Annotated in this window: 14 protein-coding genes and 1 tRNA gene; 12 read left to right on the forward strand and 3 right to left on the reverse strand. The window is 55.1% G+C overall.

The genetic code is table 11. The annotated features are described in order from the left end of the window. Positions 1–2 precede the first annotated feature (2 nt). The 6 genes from FVB43_RS07950 to FVB43_RS07975 all read left to right on the forward strand — a co-directional run bounded on the left by FVB43_RS07950 (position 3) and on the right by FVB43_RS07975 (position 5,996). Positions 3–971, forward strand: coding sequence for an HNH endonuclease signature motif containing protein (locus tag FVB43_RS07950; RefSeq protein WP_159336459.1), 969 nt, complete (start codon positions 3–5; stop codon positions 969–971). 167 nt (positions 972–1,138) lie between these two features. After that, on the forward strand, positions 1,139–1,861 hold the full coding sequence (locus FVB43_RS07955; RefSeq protein WP_062742546.1) for an RNA polymerase sigma factor FliA: 723 nt from the start codon (positions 1,139–1,141) through the stop codon (positions 1,859–1,861). Between the two features lie 43 nt (positions 1,862–1,904). Beyond that, positions 1,905–2,408 (forward strand): flagella biosynthesis regulatory protein FliZ, encoded by a 504-nt coding sequence (gene fliZ, locus FVB43_RS07960; protein WP_062742545.1) that lies wholly within the window; start codon positions 1,905–1,907, stop codon positions 2,406–2,408. A gap of 84 nt (positions 2,409–2,492) precedes the next feature. Beyond that, positions 2,493–3,473 (forward strand): D-cysteine desulfhydrase, encoded by a 981-nt coding sequence (locus FVB43_RS07965; RefSeq protein WP_167863748.1) that lies wholly within the window; start codon positions 2,493–2,495, stop codon positions 3,471–3,473. Positions 3,474–3,659: 186 nt separating this feature from the next. Beyond that, positions 3,660–4,754 (forward strand): acyltransferase family protein, encoded by a 1,095-nt coding sequence (locus FVB43_RS07970; protein WP_167863852.1) that lies wholly within the window; start codon positions 3,660–3,662, stop codon positions 4,752–4,754. A 168-nt stretch (positions 4,755–4,922) separates the two neighbouring features. Continuing rightward, a complete protein-coding gene (locus FVB43_RS07975) occupies positions 4,923–5,996 on the forward strand; it encodes an acyltransferase family protein (protein ID WP_167863749.1) in 1,074 nt (357 codons plus the stop codon). 142 nt (positions 5,997–6,138) lie between these two features. On the opposite strand, the gene putA is transcribed toward FVB43_RS07975, so the two are convergent. Next, positions 6,139–10,086 (reverse strand): trifunctional transcriptional regulator/proline dehydrogenase/L-glutamate gamma-semialdehyde dehydrogenase, encoded by a 3,948-nt coding sequence (gene putA / locus FVB43_RS07980; protein WP_167863750.1) that lies wholly within the window; start codon positions 10,084–10,086, stop codon positions 6,139–6,141. 442 nt (positions 10,087–10,528) lie between these two features. On the opposite strand from putA, the gene putP reads away from it, so the two are divergent. The 5 genes from putP to phoH all read left to right on the forward strand — a co-directional run bounded on the left by putP (position 10,529) and on the right by phoH (position 16,941). Further along, the gene (gene putP / locus FVB43_RS07985; RefSeq protein WP_133841725.1) at positions 10,529–12,013 is read left to right on the forward strand and encodes a sodium/proline symporter PutP; all 1,485 of its coding nucleotides are present in this window, start codon (positions 10,529–10,531) and stop codon (positions 12,011–12,013) included. Positions 12,014–12,296: 283 nt separating this feature from the next. Then, positions 12,297–13,130 (forward strand): iron uptake transporter permease EfeU, encoded by an 834-nt coding sequence (efeU, locus tag FVB43_RS07990; protein ID WP_133841726.1) that lies wholly within the window; start codon positions 12,297–12,299, stop codon positions 13,128–13,130. Between the two features lie 56 nt (positions 13,131–13,186). After that, positions 13,187–14,314 carry an iron uptake system protein EfeO gene (gene efeO, locus FVB43_RS07995; RefSeq protein WP_159336462.1) on the forward strand — a complete coding sequence of 376 codons (1,128 nt, stop codon included), beginning with the start codon at positions 13,187–13,189 and terminating at the stop codon, positions 14,312–14,314. Positions 14,315–14,320: 6 nt separating this feature from the next. After that, complete coding sequence (gene efeB / locus FVB43_RS08000; protein WP_159336463.1) at positions 14,321–15,604, forward strand: iron uptake transporter deferrochelatase/peroxidase subunit; 1,284 nt, start codon at positions 14,321–14,323, stop codon at positions 15,602–15,604. A 548-nt stretch (positions 15,605–16,152) separates the two neighbouring features. After that, on the forward strand, positions 16,153–16,941 hold the full coding sequence (gene phoH / locus FVB43_RS08005; RefSeq protein ID WP_133841729.1) for a phosphate starvation-inducible protein PhoH: 789 nt from the start codon (positions 16,153–16,155) through the stop codon (positions 16,939–16,941). Positions 16,942–17,014: 73 nt separating this feature from the next. On the opposite strand, the gene FVB43_RS08010 is transcribed toward phoH, so the two are convergent. Continuing rightward, positions 17,015–17,755: an NADPH-dependent oxidoreductase gene (locus tag FVB43_RS08010; protein ID WP_167863751.1), complete on the reverse strand. Its 741-nt coding sequence runs from the start codon at positions 17,753–17,755 to the stop codon at positions 17,015–17,017. A gap of 303 nt (positions 17,756–18,058) precedes the next feature. Further along, positions 18,059–18,146: transfer RNA gene (locus FVB43_RS08015), tRNA-Ser, on the reverse strand. 247 nt (positions 18,147–18,393) lie between these two features. Between FVB43_RS08015 and phoA the strand changes: the two genes are divergently transcribed. Then, complete coding sequence (gene phoA, locus FVB43_RS08020; protein WP_167863752.1) at positions 18,394–19,797, forward strand: alkaline phosphatase; 1,404 nt, start codon at positions 18,394–18,396, stop codon at positions 19,795–19,797. The last annotated feature ends 29 nt before the right edge of the window (positions 19,798–19,826 follow it).

Raw genomic sequence — 19,826 nt, forward strand, 5'->3', positions numbered from 1 at the left:
CTATGCGCTTCAATTATGACTTGTTACCTGGGGAACTGCTGCCGTTTGAGGAGATAAACGACCGCTACAGCAGAAAGTACCCCGACGATAAATCGTTGACGACCAGAGGGTTGCTGAGCCCGTCAACCTCCAGCAAAAACTGGACTATTCGCGCCATCTTTGCCAGCAAAGACAGCCATATTCCGCTGGAAGATCTGCTGTTTATTACCAACGATAACGAACGTAAAAACTACCTGCAGCGCTTCGAGCATTATTTGCAGCGCCAGGAGAGTTTTCTCTATTTCCGTCGCCCGCTGGAACCCACACCGTGGAATACCTGGAAGGTGATGGGGGAGAGCAAAGTGCTGGCGATGCTGGATCCGGCATCGATCATGGCGCAAAGCCTGTTACAGCAGCGGGGTTACACCCTGACGCTGTTACGCAGCGATGAAGATGACGAATACTGGCAGCTGTATGACCGCCAGTCGCAGCCATGCTTTGAGTATTCGCGTCAGCTGCAGTTTATCGTGGTGCTGACCTCACCGCTGTTGCCGCCGCCAGCCGGTGTCATCCAGGGTACGCAGGTCGGGCGACGCGTGAAAGCCCGGCTGTGGCATCGGGCCAGCCATCATGAGTTCAGCCATGCGGTACGCGAGCGCTATGGTGCCTGTGTCATCACCGGTACGCTGCTTACCGACGAACATGCCTGGCCGTGGGTGGAGGCCTGCCACATCGATATACGTGAGAACGAACAGGGCTTCCTGCTGGATAACAGCGCAGATAACGGCCTGTTCCTGCGAAGCGATCTGCAACGTCTGTTTACCAGCCGCAGAATGACTATCGACCCGTTAAACGGCACGGTGCATTTTCGCCGCACGTTACAGGAAGATCAGACCCTGTTGCCGTTTTATCAGGAGCTGGAAGGGAAGGTCTGTGCGCTGTGGCAGCAGGTGCCGGAGAACACGCGGCAGCGTTTGCTGCGCAAAGTTTGACCTGTTCTATGCTGAGGGATCCCCGCGTCGAAAAATCGCGTCGCCGGGATCGTTCAGGTCCACAAAAATGAAATAACCCGCCTTTTTAACCGCTATTCCCCCAATCAATCTGCCCTACAGAAACAGATAATCGTGCCGATAACTTAATTACAGCAGGGTAGGTCAGAGTGAACGATCTATATACCGCCGATGGCGTGATGGACAAACATTCTCTGTGGCAGCGATACATACCGCTGGTTCGCCATGAAGCGTTGCGCTTGCAGGTACGTCTGCCCGCCAGCGTTGAACTGGATGACCTGTTACAAGCGGGAGGCATCGGGCTACTGAATGCCGTAGAGCGTTACGACGCGCTACAAGGCACTGCGTTCACGACATACGCCGTACAGCGTATCCGTGGGGCGATGCTCGATGAACTTCGCAGCCGCGACTGGGCACCACGCAGCGTGCGCCGCAATGCGCGCGAAGTAGCGGGGGCCATGCATCAGGTGGAGCAGGCGTTGGGGCGCTCAGCCACCGAGCAGGAAGTGGCTTCGCAGTTGGATGTCTCGCTGGAGGAGTACCGGCAGATCCTGCTGGATACCAATAATAGCCAGTTGTTCTCCTACGATGAGTATCGTGAAGAGCACGGTGACAGCGCAGAGCTGGTGACGGACGGCCATGAAGAAGCCAATCCGCTGCACCAGTTAATGGAAGGCAGTCTGCGCGAGCGTGTCATTGAAGCAATTGAGGCTTTGCCCGATCGCGAAAAAATGGTGCTGACATTGTATTACCAGGAAGAGCTGAATTTGAAAGAGATTGGCGCAGTGCTTGAGGTGGGCGAGTCCCGTGTCAGCCAACTGCACAGTCAGGCGATAAAACGCCTGCGCGCCCGGTTAACGGGGGCGCGCTGACGAAGTCAGTTTTGCACTCTCAACACCAACCGGGGAATCTCGAATGGGATCCAAAACTAAAATGAGGCCGTTGAGCCGTTATTTGAAAGACTACAAACACAGCCAGAGCAACTGCTCACATTGCGGAAAAGTATTAGACCGCATGGCACTGGTTTTTCGTGGTCAGATCATTAACAAAGAGGCCATCGCCCGGATGGATCAGCTGATCGACGATCAGGTCTGGTTAAAATTACAGAATGAGCTTACGGCGTTGTGCCGTTTTTGTAGCGACATTTATTGCAACACACATCCGACTTACTTTGACATCATGGCGTTCAAACAGTACCTGTTCGAGCAGACTGAAATGAGCCACAGTACCATTCGCGAATATGTTGTTCGCCTGCGTCGTCTTGACGATATGCTCTCAGCACGAGGCTTCCCGGCAGAGCGCCTGAGTGGCCCAAGCTGGCATGAATGCCTCGAAAATGATTTACCGGATGCGGGAAATAACAATTACCGCATTGCGTTGCGTAAGTATGATCAGTTCCTCGGCTGGCAACGTAATTAATGGCACCGATGATAAGAAGATGACCATCAGGTCATCTTCTGCAACACTGTAAGGATAACCTGAACGCCTGCTATGGAGGCCGCGTTGTCCTTACACAATATTGCTAATTTTCCCCGTCTTGAACTGCTGGGTTCGCCCACGCCTTTAGAGCATCTTCCCCGTCTGTCTGATTATCTCGGCCGCGATATTTTTATCAAACGTGACGATGTCACGCCGGTGGCCCTGGGGGGTAACAAACTCAGAAAGCTGGAGTTTCTCGCCGCTGATGCGCTGCGTGCCGGGGCTGACGTTCTGCTGACAGCGGGGGCGATTCAGTCCAATCATGTACGCCAGACGGCGGCGGTCGCCGCGAAGCTGGGCCTGAAGTGTGTGGCACTGCTGGAAAATCCAATTGGCACCACCGCTGAAAACTACCTGAGCAACGGTAACCGCCTGCTGCTGGAGCTGATGAGCACCGAGATTGTGATGGTCGATGCGCTGCACGCCCCGGATGCACAGCTTGAAGAGCAGGCCACGCTGCTGGAGGCGCAGGGTTTTCGCCCTTATATCGTCCCGGTGGGCGGCTCCAATGCGCTGGGTGCGCTGGGCTACGTTGACTGCGCGCAGGAAATTGCCCACCAGAGTGAAGGCGTGGTCGACTTTGCTGCGGTGGTGGTGGCTTCGGGCAGTGCGGGTACACATGCCGGGCTGGCAGTGGGCCTGGAACATCTGCTGCCGGAGACGGAGCTGGTGGGGGTCACCGTTTCACGTAAGGTGGCCGATCAATTACCCAAGGTCGAGAAAATCCGTCAGGAACTGGCCCGGTCGCTGGAGATGGTGAGTACAGCCCCCATCACGTTATGGGATGACTACTTTGCTCCGCGCTACGGCGAGCCGAATGAAGAGGGCATGGAAGCGGTTAAACTGCTGGCACGACTGGAAGGGATCTTCCTCGATCCGGTGTATACCGGCAAGGCGATGGCGGGCCTGATCGACGGGATTACCCGGCAGCGTTTTCGTCGTGAAGGGCCGATTGTGTTTATTCACACCGGGGGTTCACCCGCGCTGTTTGCCTATCACCCCTAAACTTTAATAAGGTTATTCTTAAAGTAAAATGTTACCTGCCTGAAATCAGAGCATATTGCGGATGAGGGCAGGAAAAACATTAAGGATTTGAAAGCATTCGGAACGCTTTCAGACGATCCTCATAGTGATCCGTAGAGTATCAAGGGATACTTTCGGGATATTATGATGAGATTGGGTTTTATTATTATGTCTGTCGCTGGCAAGCAAGAAGTCCTGTGGATTAATACCCTCAAGGGCGGGTGCATATTACTGGTGGTCCTGCATCACACCATTATTACCACCTTCATTCCCTCTTTGCAGTATCTCACGGCCGGAATGATACCGGCTGACATATGGGTTGTGTTTAATAAATACCTCTCGCCGCTGCGTATGCCTGCCTTCTTTTTCGTCTCAGGTCTGCTGGCAGCCAGTGCCATCAGTAAAAAGAGCTGGAGCGAGGTATTTACTAAGAAATTCACCAATATTCTCTACCTCTATATTCTCTGGGGGGTGATTCAGTGGGCAAGTATCTACAATATTTCCGCCAATTTGATTGGGCAGAAACTCTCCACCGCCGTCAATGCCGCTTATGCCAGTTCGCCGCTGGAGTTCGTTAAGCTGCTGACGCTGTCGATGACCAGCCTGTGGTATTTGTATGCGCTGGCGGGCTATTTTATCGCGGCGAAACTGTTCCATCGTCAAAAAGTTGCGCTGCTGGTGGGCGCGGTGCTGCTGAACTATGCCACGCAGTTTCATCTGGTGCCTGGCTGGGGCCCGAATGGCGTGGTGCAGAACTTTGTCTACTTTGTCCTGGGGGCCTTCTTCAGCCACACGCTGGTGGAGATCAGCCAGCTGTCGCGCCGTCATCTGGCTCTGTTAGGGGCGATGGTGCTGGTTGGGGTAGCGCATCATGCTGCCGGGATGATGAAAAACCCGTTCTACTGCATCGTCGCGATTGTCGCGGGTATTGTGCTGTGCCGGGCGCTGAATAACCGCTTCAATATGGGATGGCTGAACTGGATTGGCCGCAACACGCTGCAAATCTACGTGCTGCACCGTATCTTTATCGAACTGCTGGGCCTGACCATGCTGACGCTGGCGGTGAAATACAGCCTGTTCGACAATCAGGGATTCTCGCTGGCCTGGGCACTGCTGCTGCCGATTTTCGCGGTAACCATCACCACCTGTATTTCACTGGTGGCCTGGAACCTGCTGAATCGCGGGCCGGGCAAAGCACTCTTTATGTACCCAAGGCTGCTGCGTAAACCGCGCCCTGTGGAGAAAGTCGCTAACAACGGCTGAGTTTTCAAATCTGGCCGATAATAATATCGGCCATTTTTTATACCCGCCATGCAGATAAGTATGACGGGTATATTTTTATCAATACCAATAAAAAATATAAAAACGACCGTGACGGAGGATGCTTTTCCCTTTTTATCAACATCAGATGCTCACAGCAGGAGTATTGTCATGAATATGACGACCAAAAAAGATATCGCCTGGGTTAATACCCTGAAAGGCGGCTGTATTTTACTTGTAGTGCTTTATCACGTTGTACTTCCCGGTTATGCCGATATTGCCCCTTTACTGACCGCCGGGCAGTTACCGGCCAAACTCTGGCTGGCGTTTAATAACCAGCTTTCCCCGTTACGTATGCCCGCGTTTTTCTTTGTTTCTGGCCTGCTGGCGGCCAATGCCATTCTGAATCGTCCGTGGAAACAGGTATTCACCAGCCGCGTAACCAACCTGTTTTACCTCTATTTTCTCTGGGGATTGATTCAGTGGCTGATGATTAATGGCGTATCGGTCGGCATGATGGGCGAGCATCTCTCTGGCAATATCAATGCCGCCTGGGCCGATTCGCCGTGGCAGTTTCTCAAGCTGATGCTGCTGGCGATGAGCTCCTCCTGGTATCTTTACGCCCTGGCGCTGTTCTTCCTGTTTGCGAAACTGTTTCGCCAGCATAAGCCGCTGATCCTGCTGCTGGCGGCAGGACTCAACTATGCGGCGGTCACCGGCATCATCCCCGGCTGGGGGCCGGAAAGCCTGTCGCAATACTTTGTCTTCTTCCTGTTTGGTGCATTTTACAGCGAGGTCCTGATCCGCTGGAGCGAATGGCGACGGGATAACCTGCTGCCCTGGGCACTGCTGCTGGTACTGACAACCGCGCACAGCCTGCTGGGCCTGGAACAAAGCCTGTTCCTGTGCGTGCTGGCGATCCTCGGCTGCATTGCACTCTGCCGCACCCTGAACCGGATATTTTCCATGCGCTGGCTCAACTGGGTGGGGAAGAACACCTTGCAGATCTACGTGCTGCACCGCATCTTTATTGAGTTTTTTGGTCTGTCAGCGATCCTGTATGCCGTGGGTCATCAACTGTTTGCCAGTCGGGCATTTTCGCTGCTGTGGGCCGTGGGTTTCCCGCCGCTGATGGTGTTGCTGTGCGTAGGGTGTTCGGTCGGCGTGTGGACGCTGTTGAATCGCGGCTGGGGCCAGTCGCTGTTTATCTACCCGAAGCTACTGCGGATGAAATTTGAGAGTTAAGAGAGAAGGGCGGACCGAAACAGAAGGTCCGCCCCTACATGTAGGGGGCGACCATTTTTTCCGGTCGCCCCGTGTTGATGGTTTGCACATGTCGGGACGGAAAAACTTTTTCTCCGGTCGCCCCGTGTCATGAGATGACGTGTTAACCGATGGTCATCAGACTGGCATTCCCTCCTGCCGCTGCGGTATTCACACTCAACGAACGTTCCAGCAGTAGCCGCTCCAGCAGCAGATTGGTTTCGCCACGGGCAAAGCCCTGTACGGAAATAATCGCGCCGTCGCGTGCCGCCACTGCCTGGCACAGATCACGTAACTGGTCGGCATCGCCGTGGTAAATCACCGCGTCAATGGTTTTGCTCTCCAGTGGCTGCGCCGCAAAATCAATGCGCTGCTGTACCGCTGGCGGCAACTGTTGCCACAGGCTGCGATGAAGCTCGTCTTCCGCCCACAGCGCGCGGCTGCCCACGGCCGTGACGGCTGCCAGCTGCACCAGCGCATCCTGCTCGTTATCGGCCAGACACAGCACCTGCTCACGCGGCAGCAGAGTAAAGGTATTGCGTTCACCCGTTGGCCCAGGCAGCAGGCGGATGGTGCCGCCCTGGCCCAGCTCGGCAAAACGGGCACAGCAGGTTGCCAGATCGGTACGGTCGACGGCCCATTCACTCAACGCCTGATGCGCGGCCTGCAGTGCAGGGCGCAGTGCGGCATCAACAGGGCGCTCTTTGTCCTGGCGATGGAGAGTGATGCACAGCGCGTTATCCGGGCGTGACGACAGCAGACGATAAAGGTAAAGCGGGCCACCGGCTTTCGGCCCGGTGCCGGACAGACCTTCGCCGCCAAACGGTTGTACACCCACCACGGCACCGACCATATTACGGTTAACGTAGAGGTTACCGACGTGCGCCTTCTGTACCACCTGATGGATCGTCTCATCGATGCGCGTGTGCACGCCCAGCGTCAGTCCGTAGCCAGAGGCATTAATCTGCTCAATCACCTGCGGCAGGGTATTGCGTGCATAGCGCACCACATGCAGTACCGGCCCGAAGATCTCTTTTGTCAAATCCTCTACCTTGTGCAGCTCAATCAGCGTGGGCATCACAAAGGTGCCGGTTTGCCATTCGCGGCGCCCTGGTGCCTGCGGTTGCGCTGCCTGGAACACGGTAAAGCCTTTGCTGCGCATCGCCTCAATATGTTGCTCAATGCCTGCTTTGGCTTCGGCATCAATCACCGGACCAATGTCGGTGGAGAAGCGCTCCGGGTTGCCCATACGGCATTCGGCCATTGCGCCACGCAGCATGGTTAACGTGTGTTCTGCCACGTCGTCCTGCACGCACAGCAGGCGCAGGGCGGAGCAACGTTGTCCTGCGCTGTCAAAAGCAGAGGCAACGATATCGGTCACCACCTGTTCGGTCAGGGCCGAGGAGTCGACGATCATCGCATTCATCCCACCGGTTTCCGCCACCAGCGGCGTCGGGCGGCCCTGCTGATCCAGACGTCCGGCCAGATTACGCTGTAGCAGAGTGGCAACGGCGGTCGAGCCGGTAAACATCACGCCGCGTACACGGTCGTCCTGCACCAGCTGCGCCCCCACGGTTTCACCGCTGCCGGGCAGCAGTTGTAATGCACCCGGTGGTACGCCAGCTTCATGCAGAATGGCAACGGCCTGAGCTGCAATCAGAGGCGTCTGCTCTGCCGGTTTGGCCAGCACGCTGTTACCGGCGGCCAGTGCGGCGGCAATCTGGCCGCTGAAGATCGCCAGCGGGAAGTTCCACGGGCTGATGCAGACCACCGGGCCAAGCGGGCGGTGGGTTTCATTATCGAAATCGTCGCGCACCTGACCCGCGTAATAGTGCAGGAAGTCCACGGCTTCACGGACTTCGGCAATGGCATTATTGAAGGTTTTACCCGCTTCACGCACCAGAATGCCGATCAGGCGCTGCATCTGGCCCTCCATCATGACGGCGGCGCGCTCCAGAATGGCGGCACGCTCCTGCGGCGGGGTGGCGAACCAGATTGGCCCAACGCGGGTGGCGGCATCCAGTGCAGCGGAAACGTCTTCCGGGCTTGCGCTACGGACATAGCCCACCACATCCCGCGGTTCTGCCGGGTTGATCACCGGAATACTGTCGCCAGCGGCCAGCGGGCCATCAATCAGCGGTTGCACCTGCCAGGTCTGGCTGGCGCTGTTCAGCAGTGCGCTCGACAGTGACGCCAGACGATGTTCGTTGGCGAGGTCCAGCCCGGATGAGTTTTGACGGTGTTCGCCATACAGCTCGCGCGGTAACGGGATTTTCGGGTGGGGCAGACCGACCGCACCTTCGCTACGTGCCAGAGCTTCCACGGCAGACACCGGGTCGGCCACCAGTTCGTCCAGCGGCAGGGTGGCATCGGCAATGCGGTTAACGAAGGAGGTATTCGCGCCGTTTTCCAGCAGGCGGCGCACCAGGTAGGCCAGCAGTGTTTCGTGTGTCCCGACCGGGGCATAAATGCGGCAAGGGCGGTTGAGTTTGCCATCGGCGACTTTCCCTACCACCTGCTCGTACAGTGGTTCTCCCATGCCATGCAGACACTGGAACTCATACTGGCCAGGATAGTAGTTGTTGCCTGCCAGCTGATAGATTGCCGCCAGAGTATGGGCGTTATGGGTGGCGAACTGCGGGTAAATCAGGTTCGGCACCGCCAGCAGTTTGCGGGCACAGGCAAGGTAGGAGATATCGGTATACACCTTGCGCGTGTAGACCGGGTAGCCTTCCAGTCCGTCCGTCTGGGCGCGTTTGATTTCGCTGTCCCAGTAGGCCCCTTTTACCAGACGGATCATCAGACGGCGACGGCTGCGTTGTGCCAGGTCGGTCAGATAGTCGATCACCATCGGGCAGCGTTTCATATAGGCCTGGATCACAAAACCAATGCCGTTCCAGCCTTCCAGCTCCGGTTCAAAGCAGAGTTTTTCCAACAGGTCGAGCGACAGCTCAAGGCGGTCGGCTTCTTCAGCATCGATATTGATACCGATATCGTAGCTGCGTGCCAGCAGCGTCAGTGATTTCAGGATCGGGTACAGCTCTTCCATCACGCGTTCATATTGCGCACGGCTGTAACGTGGGTGCAGCGCAGAAAGCTTGATGGAGATCCCCGGGCCTTCATAAATGCCACGACCGTTAGACGCTTTGCCGATGGCATGGATCGCCTGCTGATAGGAGAGCAGATAAGCTTTGGCGTCCTGCGCCGTCAGCGCTGCTTCACCCAGCATATCGTAGGAGTAGCGGAAACCGGTCTCTTCCAGCTTGCGGGCATTGGCCAGCGCTTCGGCGATGGTTTCCCCGGTGACGAACTGCTCGCCCATCAGGCGCATCGCCATATCAACCCCTTTACGGATCAAGGGCTCACCGCTTTTGCCGATAATCCGGTTGAGCGAGCGTGACAGATTGGCTTCGTTATGGGTCGACACCAGGCGGCCCGTAAACAACAGCCCCCAGGTGGCGGCATTGACGAACATCGACGGGCTGCGCCCAAGGTGAGAATGCCAGTTACCGTTGCTGATTTTATCGCGGATGAGGGCATCACGGGTCGGCTTGTCAGGAATACGCAGTAAGGCTTCGGCCAGGCACATCAACGCCACGCCTTCCTGGGAGGAAAGTGAGAACTCCTGGAGCAGACTTTGCACCATTCCGGCGCGCCCGCCCGCCCCTTTTTGGTGCCGGAGCTTGTCCGCCAGCTGATAAGCCAGGCGATGGGTGGACTCTGCCAGAGGCTGCGGTAAACGCGCTTGTTCCAGCAGCATGGGCACTGCTTCGGTTTCCGGGCGGCGCCAGGCGGATGTGATGGCGGCACGGGCGACCGACTGCGGCAGGATCTGCTCGGCAAAATCCAGGAAGGGCTGGTGCGTTTCTTCCGACGGGCGTACATCACTCTCTACAGCGAGGGTGCTGGTGGGGAGCTCGGCCAGCGTGGTGCCTTGTTCGATCTGTTGCAGATAGTTGAAAATGGCCTGCTTGATCAGCCAGTGCGGCGTACGGTCAATCTGCAGCGCGGCCTGTTTAATCCGGTCGCGTGTTGCATCGTCCAGTTTCACACCCATGGTAGTTGTGCCCATGCCTTACAGCTCCTGAATCAGTAGATAACAAATGATAGGGTGCAATATCACTGATGTTGCAACTTTGTGCAACCTCGTTAAATGTGACCCTCTCCTCAAACTTAAAAATGGGCTTTTTGTTAACGTACAAAAAGCGGCATGGATATTGCTGCAAGAAACTCGCCAGGTTCGTGAAAGCGCCGTTAAACCTGGTTTTTATGGGGTTGCTATTCGGGTGCAACCCGGTGAAGTGTGATGGAGTGCAACCTGCTGGCATTTAATAGTAACAACCTGGTGAAATGGATGTGCGAGCTGTGTTAAATCGTTTGTGCCACACAGCCGTTTACGGCAGGATACCGCCCCCCGGCTGGATGCCCCCCCCGTGCGCCGGTCTGCTTCGTTCCGGCAGATGACGCATATGCAGCCTCCCGCTGTGGAAACGAATAATAAGTGGAGAACTTAAATGACTGTAAGTACACCCATGATGGTGACATTTTGTGTTTATATTCTTGGCATGGTGCTGATTGGTTTCATCGCATACCGTTCAACGAAAAACTTTGATGACTATATTCTCGGTGGTCGTAGTTTAGGTGCTGTTGTGACGGCACTCTCTGCCGGTGCGTCCGATATGAGCGGCTGGCTGCTGATGGGCCTGCCGGGCGCTATCTTCCTTGCCGGGATTTCAAAAAGCTGGATCGCCATTGGCCTGACCCTGGGGGCGTATCTGAACTGGAAAATTGTCGCGGGCCGTTTGCGCGTGCAGACTGAGCATCACGGCAATGCCCTGACGCTGCCGGACTACTTCTCCAGCCGTTTTGAAGACACCAGCAAGCTATTGCGCGTGATCTCCGCCGTGGTCATCCTGATCTTCTTCACCATCTACTGCGCTTCTGGCGTGGTGGCGGGTGCGCGACTGTTCGAAAGCACTTTCGGTATGAGTTACCAGACAGCCCTGTGGGCCGGTGCCGCTGCCACTATCGTTTATACGTTCGTTGGCGGTTTCCTCGCAGTCAGCTGGACCGACACGGTGCAGGCCAGCCTGATGATTTTTGCCCTGATCCTGACGCCGGTGATGGTCATTCTTGCGGTCGGTGGTCTGGACGATGCGATGGTCGTGATCAAAGCCAAGAGCCTTGCCAATGTTGATATGCTGAAAAATCTCAACTTTGTGGCGATTATCTCCCTGCTGGGCTGGGGGCTGGGCTACTTCGGCCAGCCGCATATTCTGGCGCGTTTTATGGCGGCGGATTCTCACCGTTCTATTCGTACCGCGCGTCGTATCGGGATGATCTGGATGATTCTGTGCCTGGCGGGTGCTGTCGCCGTGGGCTTCTTTGGTATCGCCTACTTCCAGAACAACCCTGCACTGGCGGGCGAGGTTTCGCAGAATAGTGAGCGTATCTTTATTGAACTGGCGCGCATTTTGTTTAACCCATGGATTGCCGGGATCCTGCTGTCCGCAATTCTGGCGGCGGTGATGTCAACGCTCAGTTGCCAGCTGCTGGTGTGCTCCAGCGCACTGACGGAAGATCTGTATAAGAACTTCCTGCGTAAAGGGGCCAGCCAGCGTGAGCTGGTGTGGGTGGGGCGCTTGATGGTGCTGCTGGTGGCGGCAATTGCTATTGCGCTGGCCGCGAATCCGGACAACCGTGTACTGGGTCTGGTGAGCTATGCCTGGGCTGGCTTCGGTGCGGCATTTGGTCCGGTGGTTCTGCTCTCTCTTGTCTGGAGACGTATGACGCGTAACGGTGCACTGGCCGGGATGATCGTCGGTGCGGCGACCGTGCTGGTATGGAAACAATACGAATGGTTTGACCTCTACGAGATTATTCCAGGCTTCCTGTTCGGCAGTATCGCCATTGTGGTCTTCAGCCTGCTGGGCAAAGGGCCATCTGCCGCTGCTGAGCAGCGTTTTGATGCCGCTGAAGCCGAATATCAGGCCGACTAAGCTCTCCTCTTCGCTGGTGCCGCCCGGTACCAGCGAATCTTCCCCCTCTGCAATTCAGCCCGCTTTCCCGTTTTATGCCCTCGCTCCTGTCTGTCCGTCGGGAACGAGCGGGAGAAAGCCCTGTCGTCATCGTTACATTTGCTTAATTTTTCCCATCTCGCAAAACACGAAAATATCGTTCCGCCATCTTGTAATTAGTCGCCCGATAATGATAATCAATATCGTTTTTATTTTACTTATCTTTACTGGTTTTGACCTAATTTCACGCTTTGAGGTGTATGGCATGTTTGTCCCGTTTCTTATTATGTTACGCGAAGGATTGGAAGCGGCGCTGATTGTCAGCCTGATCGCCAGTTACCTGAAACGCACCCAGCGCAGTCAGTGGTTTGGTGCCATGTGGATTGGGGTGTTTGTTGCTGCCGCGCTGTGCCTTGCACTCGGCTGGTTTATCAATGAAACCACGGGCGAGTTCCCGCAGAAAGAGCAGGAGCTGTTTGAAGGCCTGGTTGCCGCCGTTGCCGTGGTGATCCTCACCTGGATGGTGTTCTGGATGCGTAAAGTCTCACGTAACGTAAAGGCACAGCTGGAAGAGGCTGTTGATAGCGCGTTACAGAAGGGCAACAGCAGCGGCTGGGCGCTGATCATGATGGTGTTCCTTGCCGTGGCGCGTGAAGGGCTGGAATCCGTCTTTTTCCTGCTGGCCGCGTTCCAGCAGGATGTGGGTTATGCGCCACCGTTGGGTGCGATGCTCGGCCTTGGCACTGCGGTGGTGCTGGGTATGCTGATTTACTGGGGTGGGGTGCGCCTTAACCTGGCCAGCTTCTTTAAATGGACCAGCCTGTTCATTATTTTCGTCGCTGCCGGACTGGCCGCAGGGGCGATCCGCGCCTTTCATGAAGCCGGGTTATGGAATCACTTCCAGGACGTGGCGTTTGATTTGAGTAACACCCTGACCACCCACAGCGTTGTTGGCACCTTACTGGAGGGCCTGCTGGGCTATCAGGAAGCGCCAAGCGTCAGTGAAGTCGCGGTGTGGTTTATCTATCTGATTCCTGCGTTGCTGCTGTTTGCACTGCCTGCGCGCTCTGTATCGACCTCTGCGCGTACCACGCGCTGAATCTGTCTGGCAGGCTGATGGTCTGCCGTTAACAACACTTTGACTGGGATGACTCAATGACCACACACTTTCGCCGCCACGCACTGAATGCTGCCCTGCTGGCCGCCCTGACTTCATCCGGCGCAGCGCTGGCTGCCGATATCCCACAGGTTAACGTCAGCGTGACCGATAAACAGTGTGAACCGATGACACTGACCGTGGATGCAGGCAAAACGCAGTTCATCATTAAGAACAACAGCCAGAAAGCGCTGGAGTGGGAGATTCTGAAAGGCGTAATGGTGGTGGAAGAGCGTGAAAATATCGCGCCATCCTTCACCCAGAAGCTGACCGCGAATCTGGAAGCGGGTGAGTACGATATTACCTGCGGCCTGCTGAGCAACCCGAAAGGCAAGCTGATCGTGAAAGCGAACGGCAGTAAAGTGAACGACGGCAAGCCGGATGTACTGCAACTGGTTGGGCCGATTGCTGATTATAAGCTGTATGTCACTCAGGAAGTGGCCCAGCTGGTCACCGGCACCAAAGCTTTCACTGATGCCGTGAAAGCGGGCGATCTGGCGAAAGCGAAAGCCCTGTTTGCGCCAACCCGTCAGCACTACGAGCGTATTGAGCCGATTGCTGAGCTGTTCTCCGATCTTGATGGCCGGATTGATGCCCGCGAAGATGATTTCGAGAAGAAAGCAGAGGACCCTAATTTCACCGGCTTCCACCGTCTGGAAAAAGTGTTATTTGCCGATAACACCACCAAAGGTATGGATAAATTCGCCGACCAGCTGTACAAAGATGTGCTGGATCTGCAGACCCGTATCAGTGAACTGGCTTTCCCTCCGGGCAAAGTGGTTGGCGGTGCTGCGGGTCTGATTGAGGAAGTCGCTTCCAGCAAAATTTCGGGTGAAGAAGACCGCTACAGCCGTACTGACCTGTGGGATTTCCAGGCCAACGTTGATGGCGCGCAGAAGATCGTCAACCTGCTGCGTCCGCTGGTGCAGAAATCTGACCCTGAACTGCTGGCGAAAGTGGACGGTAACTTCAAAAAAGTCGATACCATTCTGGCGAAGTACCGTACCAAAGACGGCTATGAATCTTACGAGAAATTGACTGATGCCGATCGCACGGCACTGAAAGGTCCTATTACGGCGCTGGCCGAAGACCTTTCCCTGCTGCGTGGTACGCTCGGTCTGGATTAATCAGAAATGGCAAAACCTGTTGACGGTGTGGCGTTAGCGTCACGTCGTCGTTTACTGAAAGGAATGGGCATCCTCAGTGGTGCCCTGGTAGTGGCGGGCGGTTGTCCGGTTCATGCGGCCAGTGACGAGAAAACCTCATCACCCGGAACGCTGTCACCTGGCGCCCGCCAGGAACGTCAGCCGTTCTATGGTGCGCATCAGGCGGGGATCACCACGCCGCAGCAGGCGGCGATGATGCTGGTGGCGTTTGATGTACTGGCCACGGACAAAGCCGATCTGGTGCGTCTGTTCAGGCTGTTAACCGACCGTATTGCGTTTCTGACCACCGGCGGTAAAGCCCCGCTGGTGACCAACCCGCAGCTGCCACCGATGGACTCCGGCATTCTGGGGGAGGATATCTACCCGGATAACCTCACCATTACCGTTTCTGTTGGTACCTCTTTGTTCGACGAGCGTTTTGGCCTGCAAGCGTTAAAACCGCTGAAATTACAGCGGATGACGCGCTTCCCTAACGATTCGCTTGATGCCAGCCTGTGCCACGGCGATGTGCTGCTGCAGATTTGTGCCAATACCAATGATACGGTCATCCACGCGCTGCGCGATATTATCAAGCATTCGCCGGATCTGCTGAGCGTACGCTGGCGGCGTGAAGGGTTTATCTCCGACCACGCAGCGCGCAGCAAAGGCAAAGAGACGCCGATTAATCTGCTGGGCTTCAAAGACGGTACGGCGAATCCGGACAGCACCGATAACAGTCTGATGGATAATATTCTGTGGGTCAGCAAAGCGCAGGGCGAACCGGCGTGGACGCTGGGCGGCAGCTATCAGGCGGCACGTATTATTCAGTTCCATGTGGAGTTCTGGGACCGTACGCCGTTACGTGAACAGCAAACCATCTTTGGTCGCGAGAAGCACAGCGGTGCGCCACTGGGGATGCACAAAGAGCACGATGTGCCGGACTACGTCAGCGATCCTAACGGAGATGTTATCCCAATGGATGCCCATATCCGTCTGGCGAACCCGCGTACGCCGGAAACGCAAAGCAGCCTGATGCTGCGCCGTGGTTACAGCTATTCTCTGGGTGTCTCTAACGCCGGACAGTTGGAAATGGGGCTGTTATTTGTTTGTTATCAGCACGATTTAGAAAAAGGTTTTCTGGCCGTGCAAAAACGACTTAATGGCGAAGCGCTGGAAGAATATATAAAACCGATCGGCGGGGGGTATTTCTTCGTTCTTCCCGGCGTTGCCGATGCCCAGCACTATCTGGCACAGGGATTGCTGGAGGCTTAATCTTAATTAGCGGATTAATCTTAATCCGCTAATTCTAAGCTCGTTATGCTGGGATGATTCTTAGCATCAATAAAATCAAACTGATTAAAAATCACACAACCCATCTTCGCCACCTCGCCATTGTTAATAAACATATAATTATAACTTCATGATTTTAAATGCATTCATCTGAATGTCATAATAACGTTAAAAAAAGTGTTGCATTTCTTCGCTAATATGAAGAATATGAAATTGCTGTTGATTTTCGCATATAGTTTTCCACTCTGGAGATAGCGAATGCAGAAGTCCTTTACCGGGCCAGTCGTCAAAAAGTCTCATATCGCGAATATTTGCGAGGAAAACATTTCCTCTTCAGCTTTCTCTTCTTTCACAACTCAACGGCTACTCAATTCCTTTAACCCTTACCGGTGCATGGCGGGCATGATTTCTGCTGTGCATTTGTTTCAACGGCCAGACAAGGCTTAAAAGGAAGCCACGACCTCTAAAGCGTTCACGTAATCGCATCGATATACCGATGCGGGAAATGAAACCAACTGTAAGGTGCCACTATGGGAAGACAGAAAGCAGTGATCAAAGCGCGTCGTGAAGCAAAACGTGTGCTTCGTAGCGATTCACGCAGTCATCGTCAGCGTGAAGAAGAATCGGTCACCTCGCTGGTGCAGATGGGTGGGCTGGATTCCATTGGTATGGCTCGCGATACCCGCGACCATTCACCGATTGAAGCCAGAAATGAAGCTCAGGCGCACTATCTCCACGCCATAGAAAACAAAAAGCTGATCTTTGCCACCGGTGAAGCCGGATGCGGTAAAACCTGGATCAGCGCTGCGAAAGCAGCCGAGGCCCTGATACATAAGGATGTCGACAGGATCATAGTGACTCGTCCGGTCCTTCAGGCAGATGAGGATTTGGGATTCCTGCCCGGAGATATCTCCGAGAAATTTGCCCCGTACTTCCGGCCAGTATATGACGTTCTGGTTAAACGTCTGGGATCGTCCTTTATGCAGTACTGCCTGCGCCCCGAAATAGGCAAAGTGGAAATTGCGCCTTTTGCCTATATGCGCGGTCGTACCTTCGAGAACGCGGTGGTTATTTTGGATGAGGCGCAGAATGTCACCGCAGCCCAAATGAAAATGTTCTTAACTCGCCTTGGAGAAAACGTCACGGTCATCGTTAACGGTGATATCACCCAGTGTGACTTGCCGGCTCATGTGAAGTCTGGCCTCAGCGACGCGATGGCGCGCTTCGAGGAAGACGAGATGATTGGTGTGGTGCGTTTTGATAAAGAGGACTGTGTGCGTTCAGAGCTTTGCCAACGAGCACTGCTTGCTTACAGTTAATCAGAGATGAAAGCGGGGCGGTCTGCGATCGCCCCGTACGAATCAAAGCCCGGCAGTGCCGGGCTTTTTTTGTTTATTTATCGATGCCGAAACCCTGTTTCAGGATAGCCGGCTGAACGTTCGGGAAATAGATATTCTGATAATAGCTGGCGGTGTTGTTGCCCCAGTTATCACCATCGGTACGCCCGGTACTGTTCCAGTGTGCCACCAGAACTTCGTTGTAAGCTTTAATCACGTCTGGCAATGAGGTGCTGTCATAACGTTCTTCGTGACGGAAGCCTGCCAGCGACATGCGGGGCTTCTGCACGGCGGGTTCATCGACATAGCCCAGTACCACGCCCGCCACCGGGAAGGTCAGTTCAGGCAGATTCAGCAGCTCAATCATGGCTTCGGGTTCACGGCGGATCCCGCCAATCGGCACTACGCCCAGCCCGTGTGAACGGGCCGCCGTCATCACCGCACCCAGCGCGATACCAATATCAGTCGATCCAGAGATCAGGCTTTCCAGGCTTTCATGCGCAATCTGCGTTTTACCTTCTGCGGCAATACCCTGCTGGCTTTTGTACATATCCAGCACGAAGGTGATAAATACCGGTGCTTTTGCGATCCACGGTTGGCCACCGGCGATTTCGGCAATGCGGGCGCGGGTAGCGGCATCGCGTACAACAACCAGTGATACCTGCTGCGAGTTGACGGAGGTCGGTGCAAGCCACGCTGCTTCAACAATGTCATCAATAATGCTGTCGGCGACAGGTTTATCAAGGTAGCTACGATCGCTGCGATGGCTTTTCAGCAGTTGGGTAATATCATTCATGGGATACCTGGCTGTTATAAGAGGTGAGAATAAAGGGGGTCAAGATAATAAATGTGGAGGATATTCGAGTAGTCCGTTTGTGCGGCAGATCACATTTATTGTTTTGACGGGGTCATCCCTGATACCTCGTCCCGGGTCGGGCATGCCCGACCCCTACGTACAGGCATTATTCTTGAATAGGGCGAGACTCGTACCTTCCCTGATGTAGGGGCGAGGCATGCCTCGTCCAGGTCGGGCATGCCCGACCCCTACGTACAGGCAAAAAAAATGCCTGAACTTTCGTTCAGGCATTCTCTTAGAATATGGTGGTGAGAGAGGGGTTCGAACCCTCGATACGTTGCCGTATACACACTTTCCAGGCGTGCTCCTTCAGCCACTCGGACACCTCACCATATTTTACTGCCGTCACCCACAGGGGGTAACGGGGCGGTACTATAGGCAGTCGCCGTTAATGGGTCAAGTAGTATTTTTCCCTATGGTTCTATTCGCTTAACTCATGAGCAGTCGCAAAATTCCATCATCAGCATACCCGGCGATGAAATCTCCCTGTCACGTGGCTGACACGAAAATGAAATAGTTGTATCGCAGACTGTGGCGCAGAAACATTAAGTTAAATTTATTCATGGAGATCGCCAACAATGAAACACAAAGCCTTTGCCCTTTCCCTGCTGACCTCGCTGATTTGCTCCTCTGCCGTGGCGGATATTGCCACCTGGAATCGTGCCGCACAGGGGGATATCACCCAGCCCGGTGGTGCACGCCGCCTGACCGGTGATCAGACCGAGGCAATTAAAGCCTCGTTAAACAATACCACGGCGAAAAATGTCATTTTGCTGATCGGCGATGGCATGGGTGACTCTGAAATCACGGCAGCGCGTAACTATGCAGAAGGCGCGGGCGGTTTCTTTAAAGGTATTGATGCGCTGCCGCTGACCGGGCAGTACACCCATTACTCGCTGGATAAAAAAAGCCATAAACCCGACTACGTCACCGATTCTGCGGCTTCTGCCACCGCCTGGGCCACCGGGGTAAAATCCTATAATGGCGCCATCGGCGTGGATGTGAACGGTAAAGATTATCCTTCACTGCTGGAACTGGCTAAAGCCGCCGGTAAAGCCACGGGTAACGTATCTACCGCCGAACTGGAAGATGCCACCCCGGCCGCGCAGATTGCCCATGTTACCTCACGTAAATGCTATGGCCCGGTGAAAACCAGCGAACTCTGTGCCACCAACGCGCTGGAAAAGGGCGGTAAAGGTTCCATCGCTGAGCAATTGCTGAATGCCCGCGCGGACGTCACTTTCGGCGGCGGTGGGAAAACCTTCAGTGAGACGGCGAAAGCGGGCGAATGGCAGGGCAAAACTCTGCAAGAGCAGGCGAAGCTGCGCGGCTATCAGCTGGTGAGCGATCTCGCGGGGATGAACGGCCTGAGCGAAGCGGGCGACGATAAGCCGGTACTGGGGCTGTTTGCTGACGGCAATATGCCGGTGCGCTGGAAAGGGCCGAAAGCCACTTATCACGGTAACCTGGACGGGAAACCGATCACCTGTGAAGTGAATGCGGAACGTCCGGCATCAACGCCAACCCTGGCCCAGATGACCGATAAAGCCATCTCACTGCTAAGCAGCAAGCCGCAGGGCTTCTTCCTTCAGGTGGAAGGGGCATCTATTGATAAGCAGGATCATGCGGCTAATCCGTGCGGCCAGATTGGTGAAACGGTCGATCTGGATGAAGCGGTACAAAAGGCGCTGGAATTTGCGCGTAAGGACGGCAACACACTGGTGATTGTCACCGCTGACCATGCGCACTCCAGCCAGATCATTGCCAATGACAGCAAGGCACCGGGCCTGACGCAGACGCTGATCACTAAAGATGGCAGCCCGATGACCATCAGCTACGGCAATTCGGAAGAAGATTCTCAGGGCCACACCGGCACGCAACTGCGCATTGCGGCATATGGTCCTCATGCGGCGAATGTGGTCGGTCTGACCGATCAAACCGATCTGTTCTATACCATCAAGGCTGCTCTGGCGATCAAGTAACGATAAGGTGGGCGACGAACGGTGCGTCG

The organism is Erwinia rhapontici (genome assembly GCF_012271765.1).
Taxonomy (GTDB): Bacteria; Pseudomonadota; Gammaproteobacteria; order Enterobacterales; family Enterobacteriaceae; genus Erwinia; species Erwinia rhapontici.